General features: G+C 75.1%; 18 protein-coding genes. 10 read left to right on the forward strand and 8 right to left on the reverse strand.

Going from position 1 to position 18,432, the window contains the following annotated elements:
• Nucleotides 1-28 precede the first annotated feature (28 nt).
• Together RLT57_RS25450 and RLT57_RS25455 are read right to left on the reverse strand one after the other, a co-directional pair.
• Nucleotides 29-1,609, reverse strand: coding sequence for a beta-N-acetylhexosaminidase (locus tag RLT57_RS25450; RefSeq protein WP_311299581.1), 1,581 nt, complete (start codon nt 1,607-1,609; stop codon nt 29-31).
• A 246-nt stretch (nt 1,610-1,855) separates the two neighbouring features.
• The gene (locus RLT57_RS25455; protein ID WP_311299582.1) at nt 1,856-1,981 is read right to left on the reverse strand and encodes a hypothetical protein; all 126 of its coding nucleotides are present in this window, start codon (nt 1,979-1,981) and stop codon (nt 1,856-1,858) included.
• Between the two features lie 91 nt (nt 1,982-2,072).
• Between RLT57_RS25455 and RLT57_RS25460 the strand changes: the two genes are divergently transcribed.
• Nucleotides 2,073-2,921 carry a GntR family transcriptional regulator gene (locus tag RLT57_RS25460; protein WP_311299583.1) on the forward strand — a complete coding sequence of 283 codons (849 nt, stop codon included), beginning with the start codon at nt 2,073-2,075 and terminating at the stop codon, nt 2,919-2,921.
• A gap of 63 nt (nt 2,922-2,984) precedes the next feature.
• Here the strand turns inward: RLT57_RS25460 and RLT57_RS25465 are convergent, their stop codons facing one another.
• The 5 genes from RLT57_RS25465 to RLT57_RS25485 all read right to left on the reverse strand — a co-directional run bounded on the left by RLT57_RS25465 (nt 2,985) and on the right by RLT57_RS25485 (nt 9,074).
• A complete protein-coding gene (locus RLT57_RS25465) occupies nt 2,985-3,476 on the reverse strand; it encodes an SAV_915 family protein (protein WP_311299584.1) in 492 nt (163 codons plus the stop codon).
• 333 nt (nt 3,477-3,809) lie between these two features.
• Nucleotides 3,810-4,814, reverse strand: a complete 1,005-nt coding sequence (locus RLT57_RS25470) for an oxidoreductase (RefSeq protein WP_311299585.1) — start codon at nt 4,812-4,814, stop codon at nt 3,810-3,812.
• Nucleotides 4,815-4,952: 138 nt separating this feature from the next.
• Nucleotides 4,953-5,651 carry a hypothetical protein gene (locus tag RLT57_RS25475; protein ID WP_311299586.1) on the reverse strand — a complete coding sequence of 233 codons (699 nt, stop codon included), beginning with the start codon at nt 5,649-5,651 and terminating at the stop codon, nt 4,953-4,955.
• 651 nt (nt 5,652-6,302) lie between these two features.
• Nucleotides 6,303-7,853: an MFS transporter gene (locus RLT57_RS25480; protein ID WP_311299587.1), complete on the reverse strand. Its 1,551-nt coding sequence runs from the start codon at nt 7,851-7,853 to the stop codon at nt 6,303-6,305.
• Between the two features lie 330 nt (nt 7,854-8,183).
• The gene (locus RLT57_RS25485; RefSeq protein ID WP_311299588.1) at nt 8,184-9,074 is read right to left on the reverse strand and encodes a helix-turn-helix transcriptional regulator; all 891 of its coding nucleotides are present in this window, start codon (nt 9,072-9,074) and stop codon (nt 8,184-8,186) included.
• Nucleotides 9,075-9,190: 116 nt separating this feature from the next.
• Between RLT57_RS25485 and RLT57_RS25490 the strand changes: the two genes are divergently transcribed.
• Entirely contained in the window at nt 9,191-10,873 is a 1,683-nt protein-coding gene (locus RLT57_RS25490; protein WP_311299589.1) for an AMP-binding protein, read from the forward strand.
• A gap of 95 nt (nt 10,874-10,968) precedes the next feature.
• The gene (locus RLT57_RS25495; RefSeq protein ID WP_311299590.1) at nt 10,969-12,537 is read left to right on the forward strand and encodes an AMP-binding protein; all 1,569 of its coding nucleotides are present in this window, start codon (nt 10,969-10,971) and stop codon (nt 12,535-12,537) included.
• A 105-nt stretch (nt 12,538-12,642) separates the two neighbouring features.
• Here the strand turns inward: RLT57_RS25495 and RLT57_RS25500 are convergent, their stop codons facing one another.
• Nucleotides 12,643-13,377, reverse strand: coding sequence for a hypothetical protein (locus RLT57_RS25500; protein WP_311299591.1), 735 nt, complete (start codon nt 13,375-13,377; stop codon nt 12,643-12,645).
• 600 nt (nt 13,378-13,977) lie between these two features.
• Here RLT57_RS25500 and RLT57_RS25505 point away from each other — a divergent pair.
• From RLT57_RS25505 to RLT57_RS25535, 7 genes are all read left to right on the forward strand, one after another.
• Nucleotides 13,978-14,256 carry a hypothetical protein gene (locus RLT57_RS25505; protein ID WP_311299592.1) on the forward strand — a complete coding sequence of 93 codons (279 nt, stop codon included), beginning with the start codon at nt 13,978-13,980 and terminating at the stop codon, nt 14,254-14,256.
• Nucleotides 14,253-14,537, forward strand: coding sequence for a hypothetical protein (locus RLT57_RS25510; RefSeq protein ID WP_311299593.1), 285 nt, complete (start codon nt 14,253-14,255; stop codon nt 14,535-14,537). The genes RLT57_RS25505 and RLT57_RS25510 overlap by 4 nt, the downstream gene beginning before the upstream one ends.
• 53 nt (nt 14,538-14,590) lie before the next feature.
• The gene (locus RLT57_RS25515; protein ID WP_399129937.1) at nt 14,591-14,911 is read left to right on the forward strand and encodes a helix-turn-helix domain-containing protein; all 321 of its coding nucleotides are present in this window, start codon (nt 14,591-14,593) and stop codon (nt 14,909-14,911) included.
• A 205-nt stretch (nt 14,912-15,116) separates the two neighbouring features.
• On the forward strand, nt 15,117-15,632 hold the full coding sequence (uraD, locus tag RLT57_RS25520) for a 2-oxo-4-hydroxy-4-carboxy-5-ureidoimidazoline decarboxylase (RefSeq protein ID WP_311299595.1): 516 nt from the start codon (nt 15,117-15,119) through the stop codon (nt 15,630-15,632).
• Nucleotides 15,629-16,042, forward strand: coding sequence for a hydroxyisourate hydrolase (locus RLT57_RS25525; protein ID WP_311299596.1), 414 nt, complete (start codon nt 15,629-15,631; stop codon nt 16,040-16,042). Before uraD ends, RLT57_RS25525 begins: the two co-directional genes overlap by 4 nt.
• A 5-nt stretch (nt 16,043-16,047) precedes the next feature.
• Nucleotides 16,048-16,959 (forward strand): factor-independent urate hydroxylase, encoded by a 912-nt coding sequence (pucL, locus tag RLT57_RS25530; protein ID WP_311299597.1) that lies wholly within the window; start codon nt 16,048-16,050, stop codon nt 16,957-16,959.
• Between the two features lie 10 nt (nt 16,960-16,969).
• On the forward strand, nt 16,970-18,373 hold the full coding sequence (locus RLT57_RS25535; RefSeq protein WP_311299598.1) for an 8-oxoguanine deaminase: 1,404 nt from the start codon (nt 16,970-16,972) through the stop codon (nt 18,371-18,373).
• Nucleotides 18,374-18,432: the final 59 nt, after the last annotated feature.

Genomic DNA, 18,432 nt, shown 5'->3' on the forward strand with positions numbered 1-18,432 from the left:
ACGGTGATCCCTTTCGACAGTGGGGGTTTCACGGGGACTTCAGTGAAAGCTGGGACGGGGGAAGGGGGCCGGGGCCCGGGAGCCCGGCGGCCCGGTGGCCGACGCCCAGTGCCACGAGGCGGGCCTCGTGGCGTGCCAGCGCCGGAAGGAAGTCGGCCGCCCAGTCGCTCGCCGGGTTCCACGCCCGGTCGGCGAGCGCGCACAGCCTGGGGAAGGCCAGGTACTCGATGTCCGCCGGGGTGCGGACGAACTCGCTCCACAGCTGCGCCTGCGTGCCGAGCACTTGGGCCGCCGCGGCCGGCTCCCAGGACGCGGGCGCGGGCTCCCCGCCGTGCACGGTCCGCAGGTCGACCACCGCCCCGGCCTGGCCGAGCGGTTCGCCCGGGGCGTCGGACTGCGGGTAGTCCAGGTACGTGGAGCGGTAGGGCGCCATGACCACCTGGTGGCCCCGGCGCGCGGCGGACAGGCCGTGCTCGGTGTCCCGCCACGGCATCACGGCGAACTCCGGCGGCAGCGCGCCGGAGTCCTCCGCCCAGCACAGCGGGGTGCGCCCGGCGTCCAGCAGGAAGCGGCCGATCCGGCCGAGGAACCAGCCGTGCAGCTCCTTCGGCGCGATCCCCAGCCCGGCCGCCCGGGACCGGGCCCGCGCGCTGGACTCCCACTCGGTGACCGGGCACTCGTCCCCGCCGACGTGCACGTACCGCGAGGGGAAGACGTCCAGCACCTCGCCGAGCACGGTCCGGCAGAAGTCCAGCACCTCGTCGTGGACGCCGAGGACGTTCTCGCTCACCCCCCACTCGGTCCACACCTCCAGCCGCCGTCCGGGGACGTTGCCCAGCTCCGGGTACGCCGCCAGCGCGGCCCGCGCGTGCCCCGGCATCTCGATCTCCGGGACGACGGTGACCCCGCGCTCGGCCGCGTAGGCGACCAGCGAGCGCAGTTCCGCGGCGGTGTACGCGCCGGCGTGCGGCTCGTCGTCGAACCGGCCGCTGCCGGCGCGGCCCAGCATCGACCGGGCCCGTACCCCGCCGACCTCGGTGAGCCGCGGATACGCCGCCACCGGCATCCGCCACCCCTGGTCGTCGGTGAGGTGCAGATGCAGCACGTTCAGCTTGTGCAGCGCCAGCAGGTCCACGAACCGGCGCAGGAACGACACCGGCTGGAAGCGCCGGGCGACGTCCAGCAGCACGCCCCGCCAGCCGAACCGCGGCACGTCGGTGATCCGCACGCAGGGCACCCGCCACGGCACCCCGGCCGCCGGCCGCGCCGACAGCGCCTCGGGGGGCAGGAGCTGGCGGATGGTCTGCACCCCGCGCAGCAGCCCCGCCGGCCGGGCGGCCCGCAGCAGCAGCCCGTCCGGCCGGACGGTCAGCTCGTATCCCTCGGCGCCGAGTCCGCCGGGCCCCGGGCCGTCGCCGCACGGGTCGACGGCCAGCACCACCTCGCCGGCCGGTGCCGGCCGCAGCGGCAGCCCGGTGGCCGGCGCCAGCAGCGTACGCAGCAGCCGGGCCGCGGCCGAGGCGCTGCCCTCGGCCCGTACGGCGGTGTGTTCGTCGAAGGTGAACCAGCCGGGCGTCCGGGCGAGTCGGGTGGGGCGCGGAATGATCACGGCGGTGGTCTCCAGGAGGCCGGGGAGCGGCGGGCGGGGGAGGGGACGGACGGGGGGCGCGGGTCCTGGGTGGTCGGCCTTCGACGGCACGGGCGGTCGTCGCGGAGGCGACCCGGTTCTGCGGCAGCGGGTGGACCGCCGGTACCGGCGGCGTGAACGGTGCCGGCGGCGCCGCCGTGGCGCCCCGGCCGGTGCCGACGGCGGTGCCGCACGAGGACGGCCGGGCCGGTGGAACTTACCACTTCGCTAACTGGTCTGGTACTGGTTGGAGAAGGTGGCATAGACCAGTGAGGGCGTCAAGGGGTTGCGCGATCCGCAGCCCACGGTCGTATACGTCCAGTCCCGGGGCCCTTCGCGGGTACTGCCCGCCATGGCCGCCGGACCGTACTGGCGTGCTGGTCAACAGTTGGCTAACCTGACTGGACAGCACTGGGCAGCGGAGCCGCTGGAGGGGGCACACGTCATGGACAGGGCACCGTCGCGCTCGGCACTGAAACGCGAACGGGTCCGCGACCACCTGATGGAGCTCGTGGAGTCCCGGGAGCCCGGCGACCCGATCCCCTCCGAGCGCGCCCTGTGCGAGCAGCTCGGCGTGTCCCGCCCCACGCTGCGCTCCGCCGTCGACGAACTGGTCACCACCGGGCTGCTGGTCCGCGAGCACGGCCGCGGCATGTTCGTCGCCCGCGCCAAGATCACCCAGGAGCTGGTGCCCGACGCCAGCGCGCACCGGCTGCCGCAGGCGTCCGGCAGCTGGGCCGGCCGGGTCCTGGAGTTCACCACCGTCCAGGCCGGCGCCCGGGTCGGCCGCAAGCTGCACATCTCGCCGGCCGCCGGGATCGTCTACATCGCCCGGCTCCGGCTGGTCGACGGCGAGCCGATGGCCATCGAGCACCTGCACGTCCCGGCCGCCCTCGTCCCCGGGCTCGGCCCCGCCGACATGGAGTCCGGCGACTTCTACGACGTGCTGCGCGACCGGTACGGCGTCCGCGTCCACGAAGCCGTCCAGTCCATCGAACCGACCGTCACCAACGAGGAGGAGGCCCGGCTGATCGGCGTCCCGGTGCTCTCCCCGGCACTGCTCTTCGAACGCCTCACCAAGGACGCCGCCGGCCGCCCGGTCGAGTACGTGCACTCCGTCTACCGCGGCGACCGCTACCGGATCGTCTCCCGGCTGTCCCTCAGCGGCGGCGCACCCGGCCCGGCCGCGCCCTTCACCGGCGCCCGCCATCACCCGGGCATCCCGCCGGGCGACCTGTCCGGCCGCGACGGCGTACCGGCGCTGACCGTCGGGGACGTGCAGCCGGCCGACTGAGCCCGAGGGACGCCGGGCCGGCCCCGCAGCAGGACCGGCCGGTGCCGCGGGGCGGTCCCGGACCTACGGGGCGGTGCCCGCCGGCTGCTGCGTGTGCGGGGCGCGGGTGGACGGTTCGACCCGGGCGCCGGGCTCTCCGGCCTGCGCCGCGGCGTCCGGCCAGGAGGCCGGCGGACGGGCGGTCAGCACCGGATCCACCGTCAGATGGACCGCGCCCAGCGGCTCGGCCATCCGGCGCAGCGCGGACTCCGACAGCCGGATCCACGGCTGCGTCGGGCCGAGCACCGACCGCAGCCGCTGGTCGCTGGTGAAGGCCACGGCGGTCCTGCTGCCGAAGGGGGTGCGCCACAGCCGCACCACCGCGCCGGCCGGGCCGCGCCTGACGGGGACATAAAGAGACCGCCTGGCAGGTGCGGGCGGTCGGTCGGCGGGGTCCTCGGTCGGCGCTTCCAGATCGGGAAGCGGCGGGCCGGAGCGCGCGTCGGTGGTGCGGGCGACGGGACGTTCGCCGTCGGTCGGCTCGCCGGGGGGCGGCTGATGCTGGCTCACGTGCATACACCAACCGTAACCCGGCCGGGGGGCGCCGCACCGGGTGCGCCCGATCCGTGGACAGCGGCCGGACCTGTGTCGGGGCCGCCCGGCGCCCTCGCGGCACCGCCCCCGGCGGTGCCCGCGGTGAGGACGTCCGGGCTGCTGGGAGCGGGTGCCGGCACCCGGTTCTGCGCGGTCGGCGGCGGACCGCGGAGCGTGCTTCCGTCTCCCGATCGGGTGGTATGACAAGGAAGGAAACATTCGGGAAACCCGCCGCGGGAAGCGCTACCGCCTGCCCGCGCCCCCGCGCTCCCGCGTGCCCGGCGCCGCCCGGCCCCGCCGCGGACGTACGGCCGGCTACGGGGCCGGGCGGTCGCTCATGGCGGCAGGGGAGGGGAAGGCGTAGCGGACCGCGGTGAGGGTCTGCGAGACCTCCCACAGCCGGGTGGCCGTCGGGCGGTGGCGGGCACGCGGCGCGGGCGGCAGCAGCGCGGGGGCCCCGCGCAGCGAGGCCGGGCCGCGCGGACCGAGGAAGGCCCCGCCAGGCAGGTCCGGCAGCGTGGCGGCGCACAGGATGGGGAGGGCGCCGGTGAGCGGGCGGACCGCGAGGAGGGCGTTCGGCAGGGCCAGCAGGGCGCGCAGCAGCGCGGGCCGGCCGGTGGTCAGCAGCGAGGTGGCCGCGTAGCCTGGGTGGGCCGCGTAACCGCGCAGCGCCAGGCCGGCCGCCCGCGCCCTGCGGTCCAGCTCGGCGGTGAACAACAGGTTCGCCAGCTTGGAGTTGGCGTACGCCCGCAGCAGTCCGTAGTGCCGCTTCGACTGCAGGTCGCGGAAGTCCAGCCGCCCCAGCGCGTGCAGGCCGCTGCTCACCGTCACCACCCGGGCCGCGCTCGCGACCGACAGCGCCGGCAGCAGCCGCCCGGTCAGCGCGAAGTGCCCGAGGTGGTTCGTGCCGAACTGCAGCTCGAAGCCGTCGGCGGTGGTCCGGCGGGCCGGTGCCATCACCCCCGCGTTGTTGACCAGCAGGTCCAGCGCCGGGTACTCGTCCAGAAAGCGGTCGGCGAAGTCCCGTACGGACGACAGGTCCGCGAGGTCCAGCCGGTGCACGTCCACCCGGGCGCGCGGCGCCGCCCGCCGGATCTCGGCCGCAGCCGCGGCGCCCCGCCCGGTGCTGCGCACCGCGAGCACCACGTCCGCGCCCGCCCTGGCCAGCTCCCGCGCGGTCGCCAGCCCCAGTCCGGTGTTGGCGCCGGTGACCACCGCCAGCCTGCCGCCGAGGCCGGACATCCGGTGCACGCCCCAGTCCTCGGGTATCGGGAAGGCGGTGGTGCCGAAGAGCGCTGCGTCGGTGCTGGCGGGCGACATGACGGCCTCTCGTGGACTACCGGGTCCGTGCCGTGATGCTGCTGGGCAACCGGTTTGTGGCGGTTCGCCGTTGACCGCCGCGCGGTGCGGCGGCCGAGGGCGTCGGCGGTCGTGCACGGGCGGTGCGGGGTCCTGCGTTCAGGGTCGCCGGGCCGCCGGATCGGTGTCAAGGTCCGCCAGGCGTCGGCTGTTTGGGCAACTCCAGCGCGGGGTGGGGCCGTTCACGGTCGTCGCGCGACCGCCGTCGGTGTGGCCGACCTGCCAGCGGAACGCGGCGGCGTCCTCCCGGACGAGCGGGAACAGCGGCAGCGGTCCGACGCAGCGGGACATGAAGGCGTGCACCTGCACCGCGGCGCTCTGCCGCGGCGCCAGGTCGCCGAGTTCGCACCACAGGTCCGCGGGGGAGGAGGCGTCCTGCCGGCTCAGACAGCGGCCGTCGGCCGAGCCGACGCCGTTGCCGTTCCCCTCGTCGTCCAGCAGCACCCGGACGTCGCCCGCGGTGGTGCTGCCGGCGTTCACCACGGTGAGGACGAAGTCGCCGTTCCGGTCCGCGGCCACCTCGGTGGCGAACGGGGTCACCGAGCCCGCCAGTACCGCGGTCCCGCCGCTGCCGGGCTCCGCCGGCACCGCCGGCACCGGCGGCACCGGCGGCACCGGCACGGTGTGCGCGTGCGGCGCCTTGGCGGCGGAGGAGGCCGCGCTGCCCAGCAGCAGCCCGCAGGCGAGGGCCAGGCAGCCAGGGACGCCGGCCAGCGCGCGCAGCCCGGTACGGGTGCGGGCGGTACGGGTGCGGGCGGGACGGTGGCGGGGGCGCGGGCCGGCGGGCAGCGGCTTCATGGCGGGCCTTCCATGGGGGTCGGGGTCCCAGCAGCCTGTCGCGCCCGGCCCCCGCTGGCGCGGAACCGGGCGGCGCGGGCCCGCCAAATGCACCCGCATGCCTCCCGCCGGAGCGGGTTCGGCCGACCGCCGGCCCCGGCTCGGCCGCCCCGGCCCGTGTGGCGCCCGCTCGCCCGTCACCCTCAATGCCGCCCGCGCGCCGGGCCGATCATCGGGTCGTCGGTCACGGGTCGTCGGTCACGGTCTGCCGCCTGCCGCCTGCCGCCTGCCGCCTGCCGCCTGCCGCCTGCCGCCTGCCGCCTGCCGCCTGCGCCGCGGGCCGCCCTGCCGCCCTCTCCGGTGGCCCGTGCGCCTGCCCCCTCGGCCTGTCGGGACGCCGGCTCGGGCGCCGCTCCCGGCCTTCCTCCGTCAGGACCTCCGTCAAAACCGCCGCCAGGACCGCCGTGCACGTTCCGCCGGATCCGGGGCAGACGCCAGCCGAGCGGGGAGCGCAGACGGCCGCCCCGCCGGTGCACACGGGGGTCGTGCACCGGCGGGGCGGCGGCGCGGGGGGCGGTGGTCGCCGGGTGTCCCGTCCCCACGATCTCCCGGCTGTCGCCCCCCTTTCCCCGGCCGTTCCCCGCTCGGAAGCGGCGCGGGGAGCCGGGGAACCTACATGTGGACCGCGGCCGGAGCCCCTTCGGCGGGCAGCGCGGGGCGGCCCGAGCGGAAGAGCAGCAGCGCCAGCACCGCGCCGACCGCGAACAGGCCGGCCGACCACCAGTACGCCGTCGAGTAGCTGTGCAGCTGTGCCTGGGCGAGCGCCGAGGCGGTGGGCCTGCGGCTGGCCAGGTAGCTCGTCGCGGCGCTCGCGGCCAGCGTGTTCAGCAGCGCGGTGCCGATCGAACCGCCCACCTGCTGCATGGTGTTGACCGCGGCCGAGGCCACGCCCGCGTCCCGGGCGTCGACCCCCGCGGTGGCCACGCTCATCGCGGCCGGCATCACCATGCCCAGGCCGAAGCCGATGACCAGCAGCGGCGGCAGTACGTCCCCGGCATAGCCGCTGCCCAGGTCGAGCGCGGTCAGCCAGGCCATGCCGGCGCCCGCCAGCGCCATGCCCAGCGGCACGATCGGGCGCGGGCCGAGCCGCGGCAGCAGCGTGTTGGTGACCAGCTGCGCGGCGACCATCAGGATGCCGATCATCGGCAGGAAGGCCAGCCCGGTCTTGACCGGCGTGTAGTGCAGCGAGGACTGGAGGTAGTAGGTCAGGAAGAGGAAGACGCCGAACATGCCCGCGCCGGAGATCGCCAGCACCGCGAAGGACGCGCCGCGGTCCCGGTCGAGGATCACCCGCAGCGGCAGCAGCGGGTGCTCCGCCCTGGTCTGCCACCAGCTGAAGGCGGCCAGCAGGATCCCGCCGCCGAGCAGGAAGCCCCAGGTCAGAGGGGAACCCCAGTGGTGGGTCTCGGCGTTGGAGAAGCCGTAGACCAGGCCGAACAGGCCGATGGTGACCAGGACCGTGCCGGGCAGGTCCAGCCGGGGCCGCTCGGCGGGCGCGCCCTTGCGCAGGAAGACCAGACCGCCGATGAACGCGATCACCGCGAAGACCAGGTTGACGTACAGCGTCCAGCGCCAGCTGAGGTGCTCGGTGAGCACGCCGCCGAGCAGCAGCCCGACGCCGCCGCCGGCGCCCGCGATGGCGCCGTAGATGCCGAACGCCTTGGCGCGTTCCCTGGCGTCGGTGAAGGTCGTGTTGAGCAGCGACAGGGCGGCCGGGGCGAGCATCGCGCCGAACAGGCCCTGGAGGGCGCGGCCGGAGACCAGCACCTCGAAGTTCTGCGCCGCGCCGGCCAGCGCGGAGGCGCCGGCGAAGCCGACGACGCCGACCAGGAAGACGGTCCTGCGGCCTATCAGGTCCGCGAGCCGCCCGCCGAGCAGCAGCAGGCTGCCGAAGGCGAGGGAGTACGCGGTGACGATCCACTGGCGGTTGCCGTCGCTGAAGCCGAGCGTGTGCTGGGCGGAGGGCAGCGCGATGTTCACCACGGTGGCGTCGAGGACCACCATGAGCTGGGCGAGCGCGATGACGGCCAGGACCCACCAGCGGTGGTTGGCCCGCTCGGCGGGCGGGTCCGCCGCGGTCCGGTCGGCCGTGGGTTCGCCCTGCGCGGTCTTCGGGGGGACGGGGTCGCCGACCGAGGTGCCGGCGGTCGAATGAGTCGACATTAGTGTGACTCCCGTGTGGGACGGATGAACCTCAGGAAGAACGAAACGGTTTCGTACCTGCTCGACCGTACGAGCGCTCTTATCGAAACGCAAACGTTTCGCAGGGCGTCGGGGTGTGCCTCTCCTCACACCCGTCCCGCTCAACCCTCGCGGGGATCCGCCGCGTCTTCGCCGGGCCGCCGGGCGGGCGCGGCGCGGCCCGGGACCGTCCCCGGGCGGGCGCGGCGACCACGCCTCCGTCGCCTGCTGTGCCGGGACCGGTGATCGGGCGGCCCCGGGCGCGGCACCCACCACGGCCGCGGGCGCCGCGACGACGACGCCCGGGGACGGTCAGGGCAGCAGGCCCGCGCGCCGGGCCGCGACCACCGCTTCCAGCCGGGTGTGCGCCCCCAGCTTCCGCATCGCCGACCGCAGGTAGCTCTTCACCGTCTCCGGCCGCAGCCGCAGTCGGGCCGCCGCCGCGGAGTTGGTGGCCCCGGAGGCGACGGAGGACAGCACGTCCAACTCCCTTGGGGTCAGTTGCGCGGGCGGGCCGGCCGGCGCCGGGGCGGCCTCCCGGCCGGCGGCCGGCCCGCCCGCGGCGGCCAGCCGGGCGCAGGCGGTCAGCAGCTCCTGCCGCAGCCTGGCGTCGGGGATGCGGACCGCCAGCGCCCGCAGCTCGCTGTGCGCCGCGCGGACCTCCTCCCAGGCCCGCGGGTCCGCGGCCAGCGGGGCCTGCGCGAAGGACAGCAGCCGCTGCGCCTCGTCGCGTACCGCCAGCGACTGCTCCAGCTCGCGGGCCGCGTCCAGTGCCACGTTCAGCGCCCGGTCGCCGAGCGCGAACGGCTGCCGCAGCGCCCCGTAGAGCACCCCGCGCACCCGCCGGTGCACCACCACCGGCACCGCCAGCACCGAGTGCAGGCCCTCGACGGCGACCGCGGCGTCGTACTCGTGGCTGATGGCGCGCGAGGAGCTGTAGTCGGTGACGGCGTACGGCCGCCCGGTCGCCAGCGTCTTGCCGCCGAGACCGGTCCCGGTGACGATGCCGAGGCCGCGCAGCTCCTCGGTGGCCGTGCCCGTCAGCTCGGTGATCCGGAACCGCCGGGTGCCCCCGCCGGCCGGCGCGCCCGCCGCGCCCGAGGCGCCCGCCACCAGGCCGCCGAACGCCACCTGAAGCAGCCCCGACCTGCGCATCCGCAGCAGCGCCGAACGCACCTCGATCGCCTCGCCACGCGCGTCCATACCAGAACACCCTCCCTCGGCGTCCCTCACCCTCCCTCACCCCCGTCCGGGGGTAGTGAGACCCAGGTCACTCCCCCACGATGCTACGTGGGGGTTCATCGCGATGAGGAGGGCACATGGCGGCATCGGAGGAGACCGGGGCTTTCCGGGCCGCCCGGGACTTCCTGATGCGGCACCGTGAGGACTATACGTCCGCGGTGGAGGGCTTCCGCTGGCCCCGGCCCGAACATTTCAACTGGGCCCTCGACTGGTTCGACGTCATCGCCGCCGACCCCGCCACCGCCGACCGCCCCGCGCTGTGGATCGTCGAGGAGGACGGCACCGAGACCCGGATCTCCTTCCGCGAGATGGCCGAGCGCTCCTCCCGGGTCGCCAACTGGCTGCGTGAGCAGGGCGTACGGGCCGGCGACCGGGTGCTGCTGATGCTCGGCAACCAGGCCGAGCAGTGGGAGACCGCGCTCGCCCTGACGAAGCTGCGCGGCGTGGTCATCCCCGCCACCCCCCTGCTCGGCCCCGCCGACCTGACCGACCGGGTCGAACGCGGCGCGGTCCGGCACGTCGTGGTCCGGGCCGCGGACGCCGCGAAGTTCGCCGGGGTGCCCGGCGGCTACACCCGGATCGCGGTCGGCGGCGCGCCCCCCGGCTGGCTGTCCTACGAGGCCGCGTACGACGCCGAACCCGGTTTCACCCCCGACGGAATCACCCGTTCGGATGAAACCCTGATGCTGTACTTCACCTCCGGCACCACCGCCCGGCCCAAGCTGGTCGAGCACACCCACATCTCGTATCCGATCGGGCACCTGGCCACCATGTACTGGATCGGGCTGCGCCCCGGCGACGTGCACCTCAACATCTCCTCGCCCGGCTGGGCCAAGCACGCCTGGTCCAGCCTGTTCGCGCCGTGGAACGCCGAGGCGACGGTCTTCGTGCACAACTACGGCCGCTTCGACGCCGGCCGGCTGCTGGCGGAGATGGCGCGGGCCGGGGTGACCAGCTTCTGCGCCCCGCCGACGGTGTGGCGGATGCTGATCCAGGCCGACCTGAGCGGGCTGCGCACGCCCCCGCGCGAGGTCGTGGCGGCCGGCGAACCGCTCAACCCCGAGGTCATCGAGCACGTCAAACGGCTCTGGGGGGTCCTGATCCGGGACGGCTTCGGACAGACCGAGACCGCCGTACAGGTCGCCAACACCCCCGGCCAGCTGGTCAAGGCCGGCTCCATGGGCCGCCCCACCCCCGGCTACACCGTCACCCTGCTCGACCCGGTGACCGGTGTGCCCGCCGACGAGGGCGAGATCTGCCTCGACCTCGGCGAGCGGCCGGTCGGCCTGATGACCGGGTACGCCGGCGAGCCCGAGCTCACCGAGGAGGCGATGGGCGGCGGCTACTACCGCACCGGGGACATCGGCCGCCGCGACGCCGACGGGTACATCACGTACATCGGCCGCTCCGACGACGTCTTCAAGTCCTCGGACTACAAGATCTCGCCGTTCGAGCTGGAGAGCGCGCTGCTGGAGCACGACGCGGTCGCCGAGGCCGCGGTCGTGCCCGCCCCGGACGAGCTGCGGCTGTCGGTGCCCAAGGCGTACGTGGTGCTGGCCGCCGGCTGGGCGCCGGACGGCGAGACGGCCAAGGCGATCTTCACGCACTCCGGATCGGTACTGGCCCCGTACAAGCGGATCCGGCGGCTGGAGTTCGCCGACCTGCCCAAGACGGTGTCCGGCAAGATCCGCCGGATCGAACTGCGCGAGGCGACCGAGCACGACGGCAGCAGGGAGTTCCATGAGGAGGACTACCGGTGACGGCACGGGTTCACCCACCGACTTACCGACCCGCCCGGTCGGCGCCCGCCTCCGGGAGCGCGCCGTCGTACGCGCACGGGACAGGGGGTACCGCCTTGCTCGGTGACACCATCGGCCGCAACCTCGACCGGGCGATCGCCGCCCACCCCGACCGGGAGGCCCTGGTCGACGTGCCCAGCGGCAGGCGCTGGAGCTACGCGGAGTTCGGCCGCGCGATCGACGAGGTGGCCCTCGGACTGGCCGGCCGCGGTGTGCGCAAGGGCGACCGGGTCGGCATCTGGGCGCTCAACTCCCCCGAGTGGGTGATGGTGCAGTACGCCACCGCCCGGCTCGGCGCGATCATGGTCACCATCAACCCGGCCTACCGCGTCCACGAGGTGGAGTTCGTGCTCAACCAGGCCGGCATCGAGGTGCTGGTCGCCTCCACCGAGTACCGCGGCAGCGACTACCGGGCGATGACCGCCGAAGCCCGCCCGCACTGCGCGCGGTTACGCGAGGTCGTCCACATAGGCGACTCCTCCTGGGACGACCTGCTCGCGGCCGGAGCCGCTCTGCCGGCGGACCACCTCGCCGCCTGCGAGGCCACGTTGAGCTGCGACGAACCGGTCAACATCCAGTACACCTCGGGCACCACCGGCTTCCCCAAGGGCGCCACCCTCTCGCACCACAACATCCTCAACAACGGCTACTTCGTGGGCGGTACGGTCGGCTACACCGAACAGGACCGGATCTGCCTGCCGGTGCCCTTCTACCACTGCTTCGGCATGGTCATGGGCAATCTCGGCGCCACCTCGCACGGCTCCTGCATCGTCATCCCGTCCCCCGGCTTCGACCCGGCGGCGACGCTGCGCGCGGTCCAGCAGGAGCGCTGCACCTCCCTGTACGGCGTCCCCACCATGTTCATCGCCGAGCTGGGCCTGCCGGACTTCGCCGACTACGACCTGACCTCGCTGCGCACCGGCATCATGGCCGGCTCCCCGTGCCCGGTGGAGGTGATGAAGCGGGTGATGGCCGAGATGCACATGGCCGAGGTGTCCATCTGCTACGGGATGACCGAGACCTCCCCGGTGTCCACCCAGACCCGGATGGACGACGACCTGGAGCACCGGACGGCCACCGTCGGCCGGGCGCTGCCGCACATAGAGGTCAAGGTGATCGACCCGGTCAGCGGTGTGACGGTGCCGCGCGGCACCACCGGTGAGCTGTGCACCCGCGGCTACTCGGTGATGCTCGGCTACTGGGACGAGCCGGAGCGCACCAGCGAGGCGGTGGACGCCGGGCGCTGGATGCACACCGGGGACCTGGCGGTGATGCGGGAGGACGGCTACCTCGCCATCGTCGGCCGGATCAAGGACATGATCATCCGGGGCGGCGAGAACATCTACCCCCGGGAGATCGAGGAGTTCCTCTACACCCACCCCAAGATCTCCGACGTGCAGGTGGTCGGGGTGCCGGACGGGCGCTACGGCGAGGAGATCCTCGCCTGTGTGATCCCGCGCGACCCGGCCGACCCGCCCACCCTGAGCGAGGTCGCCGAGTTCTGCGCGGACCGGCTGGCGCACTTCAAGATCCCGCGCCACCTGCGCGTCCTCGACGCCTTCCCGATGACGGTCAGCGGCAAGATCCGCAAGGTGGAGCTGCGGGACGGCTTCCGCCGCGGATAGCCGCCGGCGGCCGGTCCCGCGGTCGGGCGGCGTCCGGTCCGGCGGGACGACCCCGGCGCGACGACCCCGGCGGGAGGGCGGCCGTCCCGCAGGCGGTCGCCGCGGTCACCCGGTCGCGGCCGGGCCCGAGCGGATCAGGGTGTCGGCCGCGTCGTTGACCGGCTGCGGAGTGCCGGTGAGGTCCAGGACGAACAGCGGTACGCCCAACTGGTCGGCCCGCAACCGCGCCTCCTGCGCGTACCCGGCCAGTGAGAAGAACGCGCCGTCGGCCTCCTCGTTCGCGCAGTTCAGCCACAGGCACTCCACCTCGCGCGACGCGGTCGGCAGCGTCGTCGGATCGACCTGTGCCACCAGCCCGTCCGCGCGCAGGTCGACACCGCTCGCGGTGCGGTCGCCGGCCGGCCGCACCCCGGCGAAGCCCAGCCACGTCAGATACTGCGCGGCGGCCGTCAGCGCGTCCCGCGCGGTACGGATGGTGACCGGCCGGAAGGGCGGCCGTACGGCCGGCGGCGGCACCTGACCGTCCGGCCGCGGCACCCGGCCGGGCCCCGGCGGCGCCCCGGACGGCGCGGGAGCCGCCTCGGCCTCCACCGGCAGCCGGACCAGCGCGCCGCAGGAGCAGTCGAACTCCGGCTGCGGCCAGTGGTCGCGGCGTCCGCAGGACGGGCAGCGCACCCGTACCCAGGAGTCCTCCCACGACAGGTGGCGGATCTGCACGGGGTGCCCGCCGCGCCGTACCGGCGGCGTCAGCGGGGCGCCGCACGCGCACGGGAACGTCGGCGCGGTGTAGCGGTGCTCCCGCCCGCAGGCCGGGCAGCACACCGGCGTGCTCTCTGCCATGGTTCGCCAACTCCCGGTCCGGCCGCGGCGGCTGACGCCGAAGGTGTCCACTCCCATAGTGCAGGAACTTCGCGGCCCTGTGACCGGTGCCGGACACTGCGTCACCCGCGCCGGCCCCCGTCACCCCGCCGAGGCGGTGCGGCCGCCCGCGCGGGGTGACGGCGGCCGGCCGGGCGGACGTCGGCCCCGGCGGCCGCCCGGACCCGGACGGCGGAACCGTGTCCCGCCGTGTCCCGTGAGACCGGTCCCGGCGAGCCGCCGGTGCCGGCGGTCGGCGCGCCGCGGGCGGGCGCTGCCGGGCCGTTCCGGACCTGGCCGCTGTGGAGGCCGCCCTTCGGGCCTTCGAGCCCGCCACCTTGGAGCGGGCGCCGTCGGCGGCCCGCCGGATCGTCCGCGCCGAGTCGGCCGCCTCCGGCGCCGAGGGTGAGCCGCAGATCCGCGAGCCGTCCCGCTCCGGGCCGCCCGTCTTCGAGCCCGCAGCCTCGGCCGCCGTCCGGCGGGCGCACGAGGCGCCCTTCGGCATCGAACGGGTGGCGCGCCGACGGTCCTCGGCGGCCACCGAGGACTTCCCGCTGCTCGCCCGGCGTCGGCCTGCACGGGGTGCCGGGCATCCGCACCGCCTACCGGATGCTCGGCGCGACCGGCCCCGACCAGTGGGCGGCGGGCCGCACGGCCGCCGAGCGGCTGGCCGCGGTCCCCGGCAACCACTCGGCCGGCTTCCGGCCGCGCGTCCGGCTCACCCGGGACACGGGCGTACGGGCGCCGGCGGCCGCCGCGTACGCGCACCTCGCGGCGCCGCCCGCGTCGGTTAAGGTCGCCTCCGAGCAGCCCTCCGCGGGGAGGGCGCGGACCTCGCAGCCGCCGTGGGAGCCCTGGTGAGACTGAGGCTGGAATTCACGACCGAGCCGTTCGACCTGGAGGAGCCGCCCGCGCACGCCCTGGTGGCCCGCGAGGTGATCCAGGACGGCACCTTGTCGGCGGTGGACGTCGGGCCGTTCGGCAACACGGCCGAGGGCCCGGCCGACGCCGTGGTCGCGGCGGTCGCCGAGCTGCTGCGGCGCACCCTCGCGGCCGGTGCCACCCGGGTGTCGTTGCAGGTCAACGTGCTCGGCGAGGCGGCGGCCGGCGAGGCGGCGGCCGGCGGCGGGGACCCGCGGTGAGCGCCCCCGACCCCCACCCGCTCGCGGTCGCCGTCAAGCCGCTGGCGGACGCGATGGGCGCGGAGATCCTCACCCCCGGCGACGCCCGCGGCGACGACGTGGTGCTCAGCTGGGACGGTGAACCGGTGCTGGCCGTCCGGCTCCCCCGTCTGGCCGACTCGCTGGACCACATCCTGGCCGACCTGGAACGCCGCCACGGGCCGCTGGCCGACCTCGGCCGCAAGGAGAAGCAGACCGTCGTCCGCATCCTGGAGGAACGCGGCGCCTTCTCGGTCCGCCACGGCGTGGAGACCGTCGCCTCCGCCCTCGGCGTCAGCCGCTTCACCGTCTACAACTACCTGAACAGGGAGAACGCCGCCCGGCCGGCCGAGTGAGCGCCCCCTCGCCGGCCGGGCCGGCGCGGCCCGTCCCCGCCCGCCGTCCCGCGGGCCGCGGCCCGTCCGGCCCGGCCGGCGAGGGCCGGCCACCCCGGCCCGGCCGACCGGTGAACCGCCCGCGCCGACCGTCCCACCGGCAACCGTAACGGAGAGTTTTCAACAAACTGTTGACGCCTGCCGCCGGGCCTCCTAGCGTGCGGATGTGACTTCCAGCGCCCCGCCGGACCCGAGCCGGCTGAACGAAGCCCCGCGGCCGGTCCTGGCCGGGCTGCTGCGGGAGGTGTGCACCAGCACGGCGTGGGGGACCGCGGTGGCCGGCGGGCGGCCGTACGGGCGGCTGGCGGAACTGCTCGCCGCGAGCGACGCGGCCATGGCCGCGCTGACCGCCGCCGACCTGGACGAGGCGATGGCCGGCCACCCGCCGATCGGCCGCCCCGCGCCGGGCGATCCCACCTCGGCGCGGGAGCAGAGCGGCGTACGCGACCAGGAGCGGGCCGAGCTGCTGCGGCTGAACCTCGCCTACCAGGGCGCCCACGGGCATGTCTTCCTGATCTGCGCCACCGGCAGGACCGGCGCCGAGATGCTGGCCGCGCTCAAGGAGCGGATCGGCAACGACGCGGCGACCGAACGCGAGATCGTCCGCGCCGAACTGGGGAAGATCAACCGCATCCGGCTCACCGCGCTGGCCGAGCGGCTGGCCCGGGAGGAGGCGCCATGACGTCCGTGTCCACGCACATCCTCGACACCAGCAGCGGGCGCCCGGCCGCCGGAGTCGCCGTCGAACTCGCGGCGCGCCCGGCCCCCGAGGCCCCCTGGACCCCGCACGGCGCCTCGGCGACCGACGCGGACGGCCGCTGCAAGGACCTCCCGGCGCTGCCGGCGGACACCGCCCACGTACGGCTCCGCTTCGCGGTCGGACCGTACTTCCGGGATCCCCGGGAGCCGTCCGGCGGCGGCCGGGACCCGCTCCCCGCCGCGGCCGCGGACCGGCACGGCGCCCCCGGTCCGGACGCCGACGGCGTGTTCTTCCCCGAGGTGACGGTCGTCTTCGCCGTCACGCCGGGCGAGCACTACCACGTACCGCTGCTGCTCAACCCGTTCGGCTACTCCGTATACCGAGGGAGCTAGCGCCCATGACCGCCGAATCCCGCCCCGCCCGCGTGACCCGCCTCGGCCAGAACCAGTACGGCAAGGCGGAGTGCCGCGTCGTACGGATCGTCCGCGACGGCGCCACCCACCACATCAAGGACCTCAACGTCTCGGTCGCGCTGTCCGGCGCCATGGACGACGTCCACCTGTCCGGCTCCAACGCCAACGTGCTGACCACCGACACCACCAAGAACACCGTCTTCGCGTTCGCCAAGGAACACGGCATAGCGTCCGCCGAGCAGTTCGGCATCCACCTGGCCCGGCACTTCGTCGGCAGCCGGCCGTCCGTCCACCGGGCCCGGATCCGGATCGAGGAGTACGGCTGGGAGCGCATCCCCACCGCCGAGGAGGGCGAGCACTCCTTCGTCCGCACGGGCCAGGAGACCCGCACCACCGAGGTCGACCACGACGGCGGGCAGTGGCAGGTGGTCTCCGGCCTGAAGGACCTGGTGGTGATGAACTCCACCGACTCGGAGTTCCGGGGCTTCGTCAAGGACCCGTACACCACGCTCAAGGAGACCCGCGACCGCGTGCTGGCCACCGAGGTCACCGCCCGCTGGCGGTTCAACTGGACCGGCGACGCGCAGCCCGCCCCAAACTGGGAGGAGTCGTACGGGCAGGCGCGCCACCACCTGCTGACCGCGTTCGCGGACACCTACTCGTACTCGCTCCAGCAGACCCTGTTCGCGATGGGCACCCGGGTCGTCGAGAACCGCCCCGAGATCGACGAGATACGGCTGTCGCTGCCCAACAAGCACCACTTCCTGGTGGACCTGGAGCCGTTCGGCCTGAAGAACGACAACGAGGTCTACCTGGCCGCCGACCGCCCGTACGGCCTCATCGAGGGCACTGTGCTGCGGGACGGCGCCGAGGCCGGCATACCGGTCACGGACTGAGGGGCCCGCCTTGACCACCAGCGCACCCGCCACCAGCGCACCCGCCACCGGGCGGACCGTCATCGAGAACTGCGCCGTCGCCACCGTGGACGCGGCCGGCACCGAGTACGCCTCCGGGCACGTCGTCGTCGCCGGGAACGTCATCGAGTCGGTCGGCCCGGGACCCGCGCCCGCCGGCCTGGAGGGCGTCACCCGCCGGATCGACGGCACCGGCCACCTGGCCACCCCCGGCCTGGTCAACACCCACCACCACTTCTACCAGTGGCTGACCCGCGGCCTCGCCCAGGACAGCAACCTCTTCGACTGGCTGGTCGAGCTGTACCCGACATGGGCGCGGATCGACGAGCCGATGGTGTACGCCGCCGCCTCCGGGTCGCTGGCGATGATGGTCCGCGGCGGCGTCACCACCGCCATGGACCACCACTACGTCTTCCCACGCGGCGCCGGGGACCTGCTGGGCGCCGAGATCAGGGCCGCCGCCGAGCTCGGCGTGCGCTTCACCGCCGCCCGCGGCTCGATGGACCGCGGCGAGAGCGACGGCGGGCTGCCGCCGGACTTCGCAGTGGAGACCACCGAGGGCGCGCTGCTGGCCACCGAGCAGGCCGTCGACACCCATCACGACGCATCCTTCGGCTCGATGCTGCAGATCGCGGTCGCACCCTGCTCGCCGTTCTCCGTCTCCACCGAACTGATGCGGGAGGGGGCGGCGCTGGCCCGGCGCAAGGGCGTCCGGCTGCACACCCACGGCAGCGAGACGGTGGAGGAGGAGAAGTTCTGCCACGAGTTGTTCGGGATGGGCCCCACGGACTACTTCGCGTCCACCGGCTGGCTCGGCGGCGACGTGTGGATGGCGCACTGCGTCCACATGAACGACTCCGACATCGCCGCGTTCGCCCGCACCGGCACCGGGGTCGCGCACTGCCCGTCCTCCAACGCCCGGCTGGCGGCCGGGATCGCCCGGGTGCCGGACATGCTCACCGCCGGGGTGCCGGTCGGCCTCGGCGTGGACGGCACCGCGTCCAACGAGTCGGGCGAGCTCCACACCGAGCTGCGCAACGCGCTCCTGGTCAACCGCCTCGGCGCCGGCGAGAAGGCGCTGACCGCCCGGCAGGCGCTGCGGCTGGGCACCTACGGCGGCGCGCAGGTCCTCGGCCGCGCCGCCGAGATCGGTTCCCTGGAGCCGGGCAAGCTCGCCGACCTGGTGCTGTGGAAGCTGGACGGGCTCGGGCACGCGTCCATCGCCGACCCGGTCGCGGCCCTGGTGCTGGGCGCCCCCGCCCCGGTCACGCTGTCGCTGGTCGGCGGCACCCCGGTGGTCGAGCACGGTCGGCTCACCCGGGCCGACGAGGACGCGGTGGCCCGGCTGACCCGCAGCGAGGCACGGCGGCTCGCGCGGATCGCGGGCCTGGCCTGACCGGCTTGGACAGGCGTCCCCGCCGCCCCCGGTCCGCCGCGCACCCACGACCGCGTGCG

Origin of the sequence: Streptomyces sp. ITFR-21, from assembly GCF_031844685.1 — a bacterium.
Classification (GTDB): Bacteria; Actinomycetota; Actinomycetes; order Streptomycetales; family Streptomycetaceae; genus Actinacidiphila.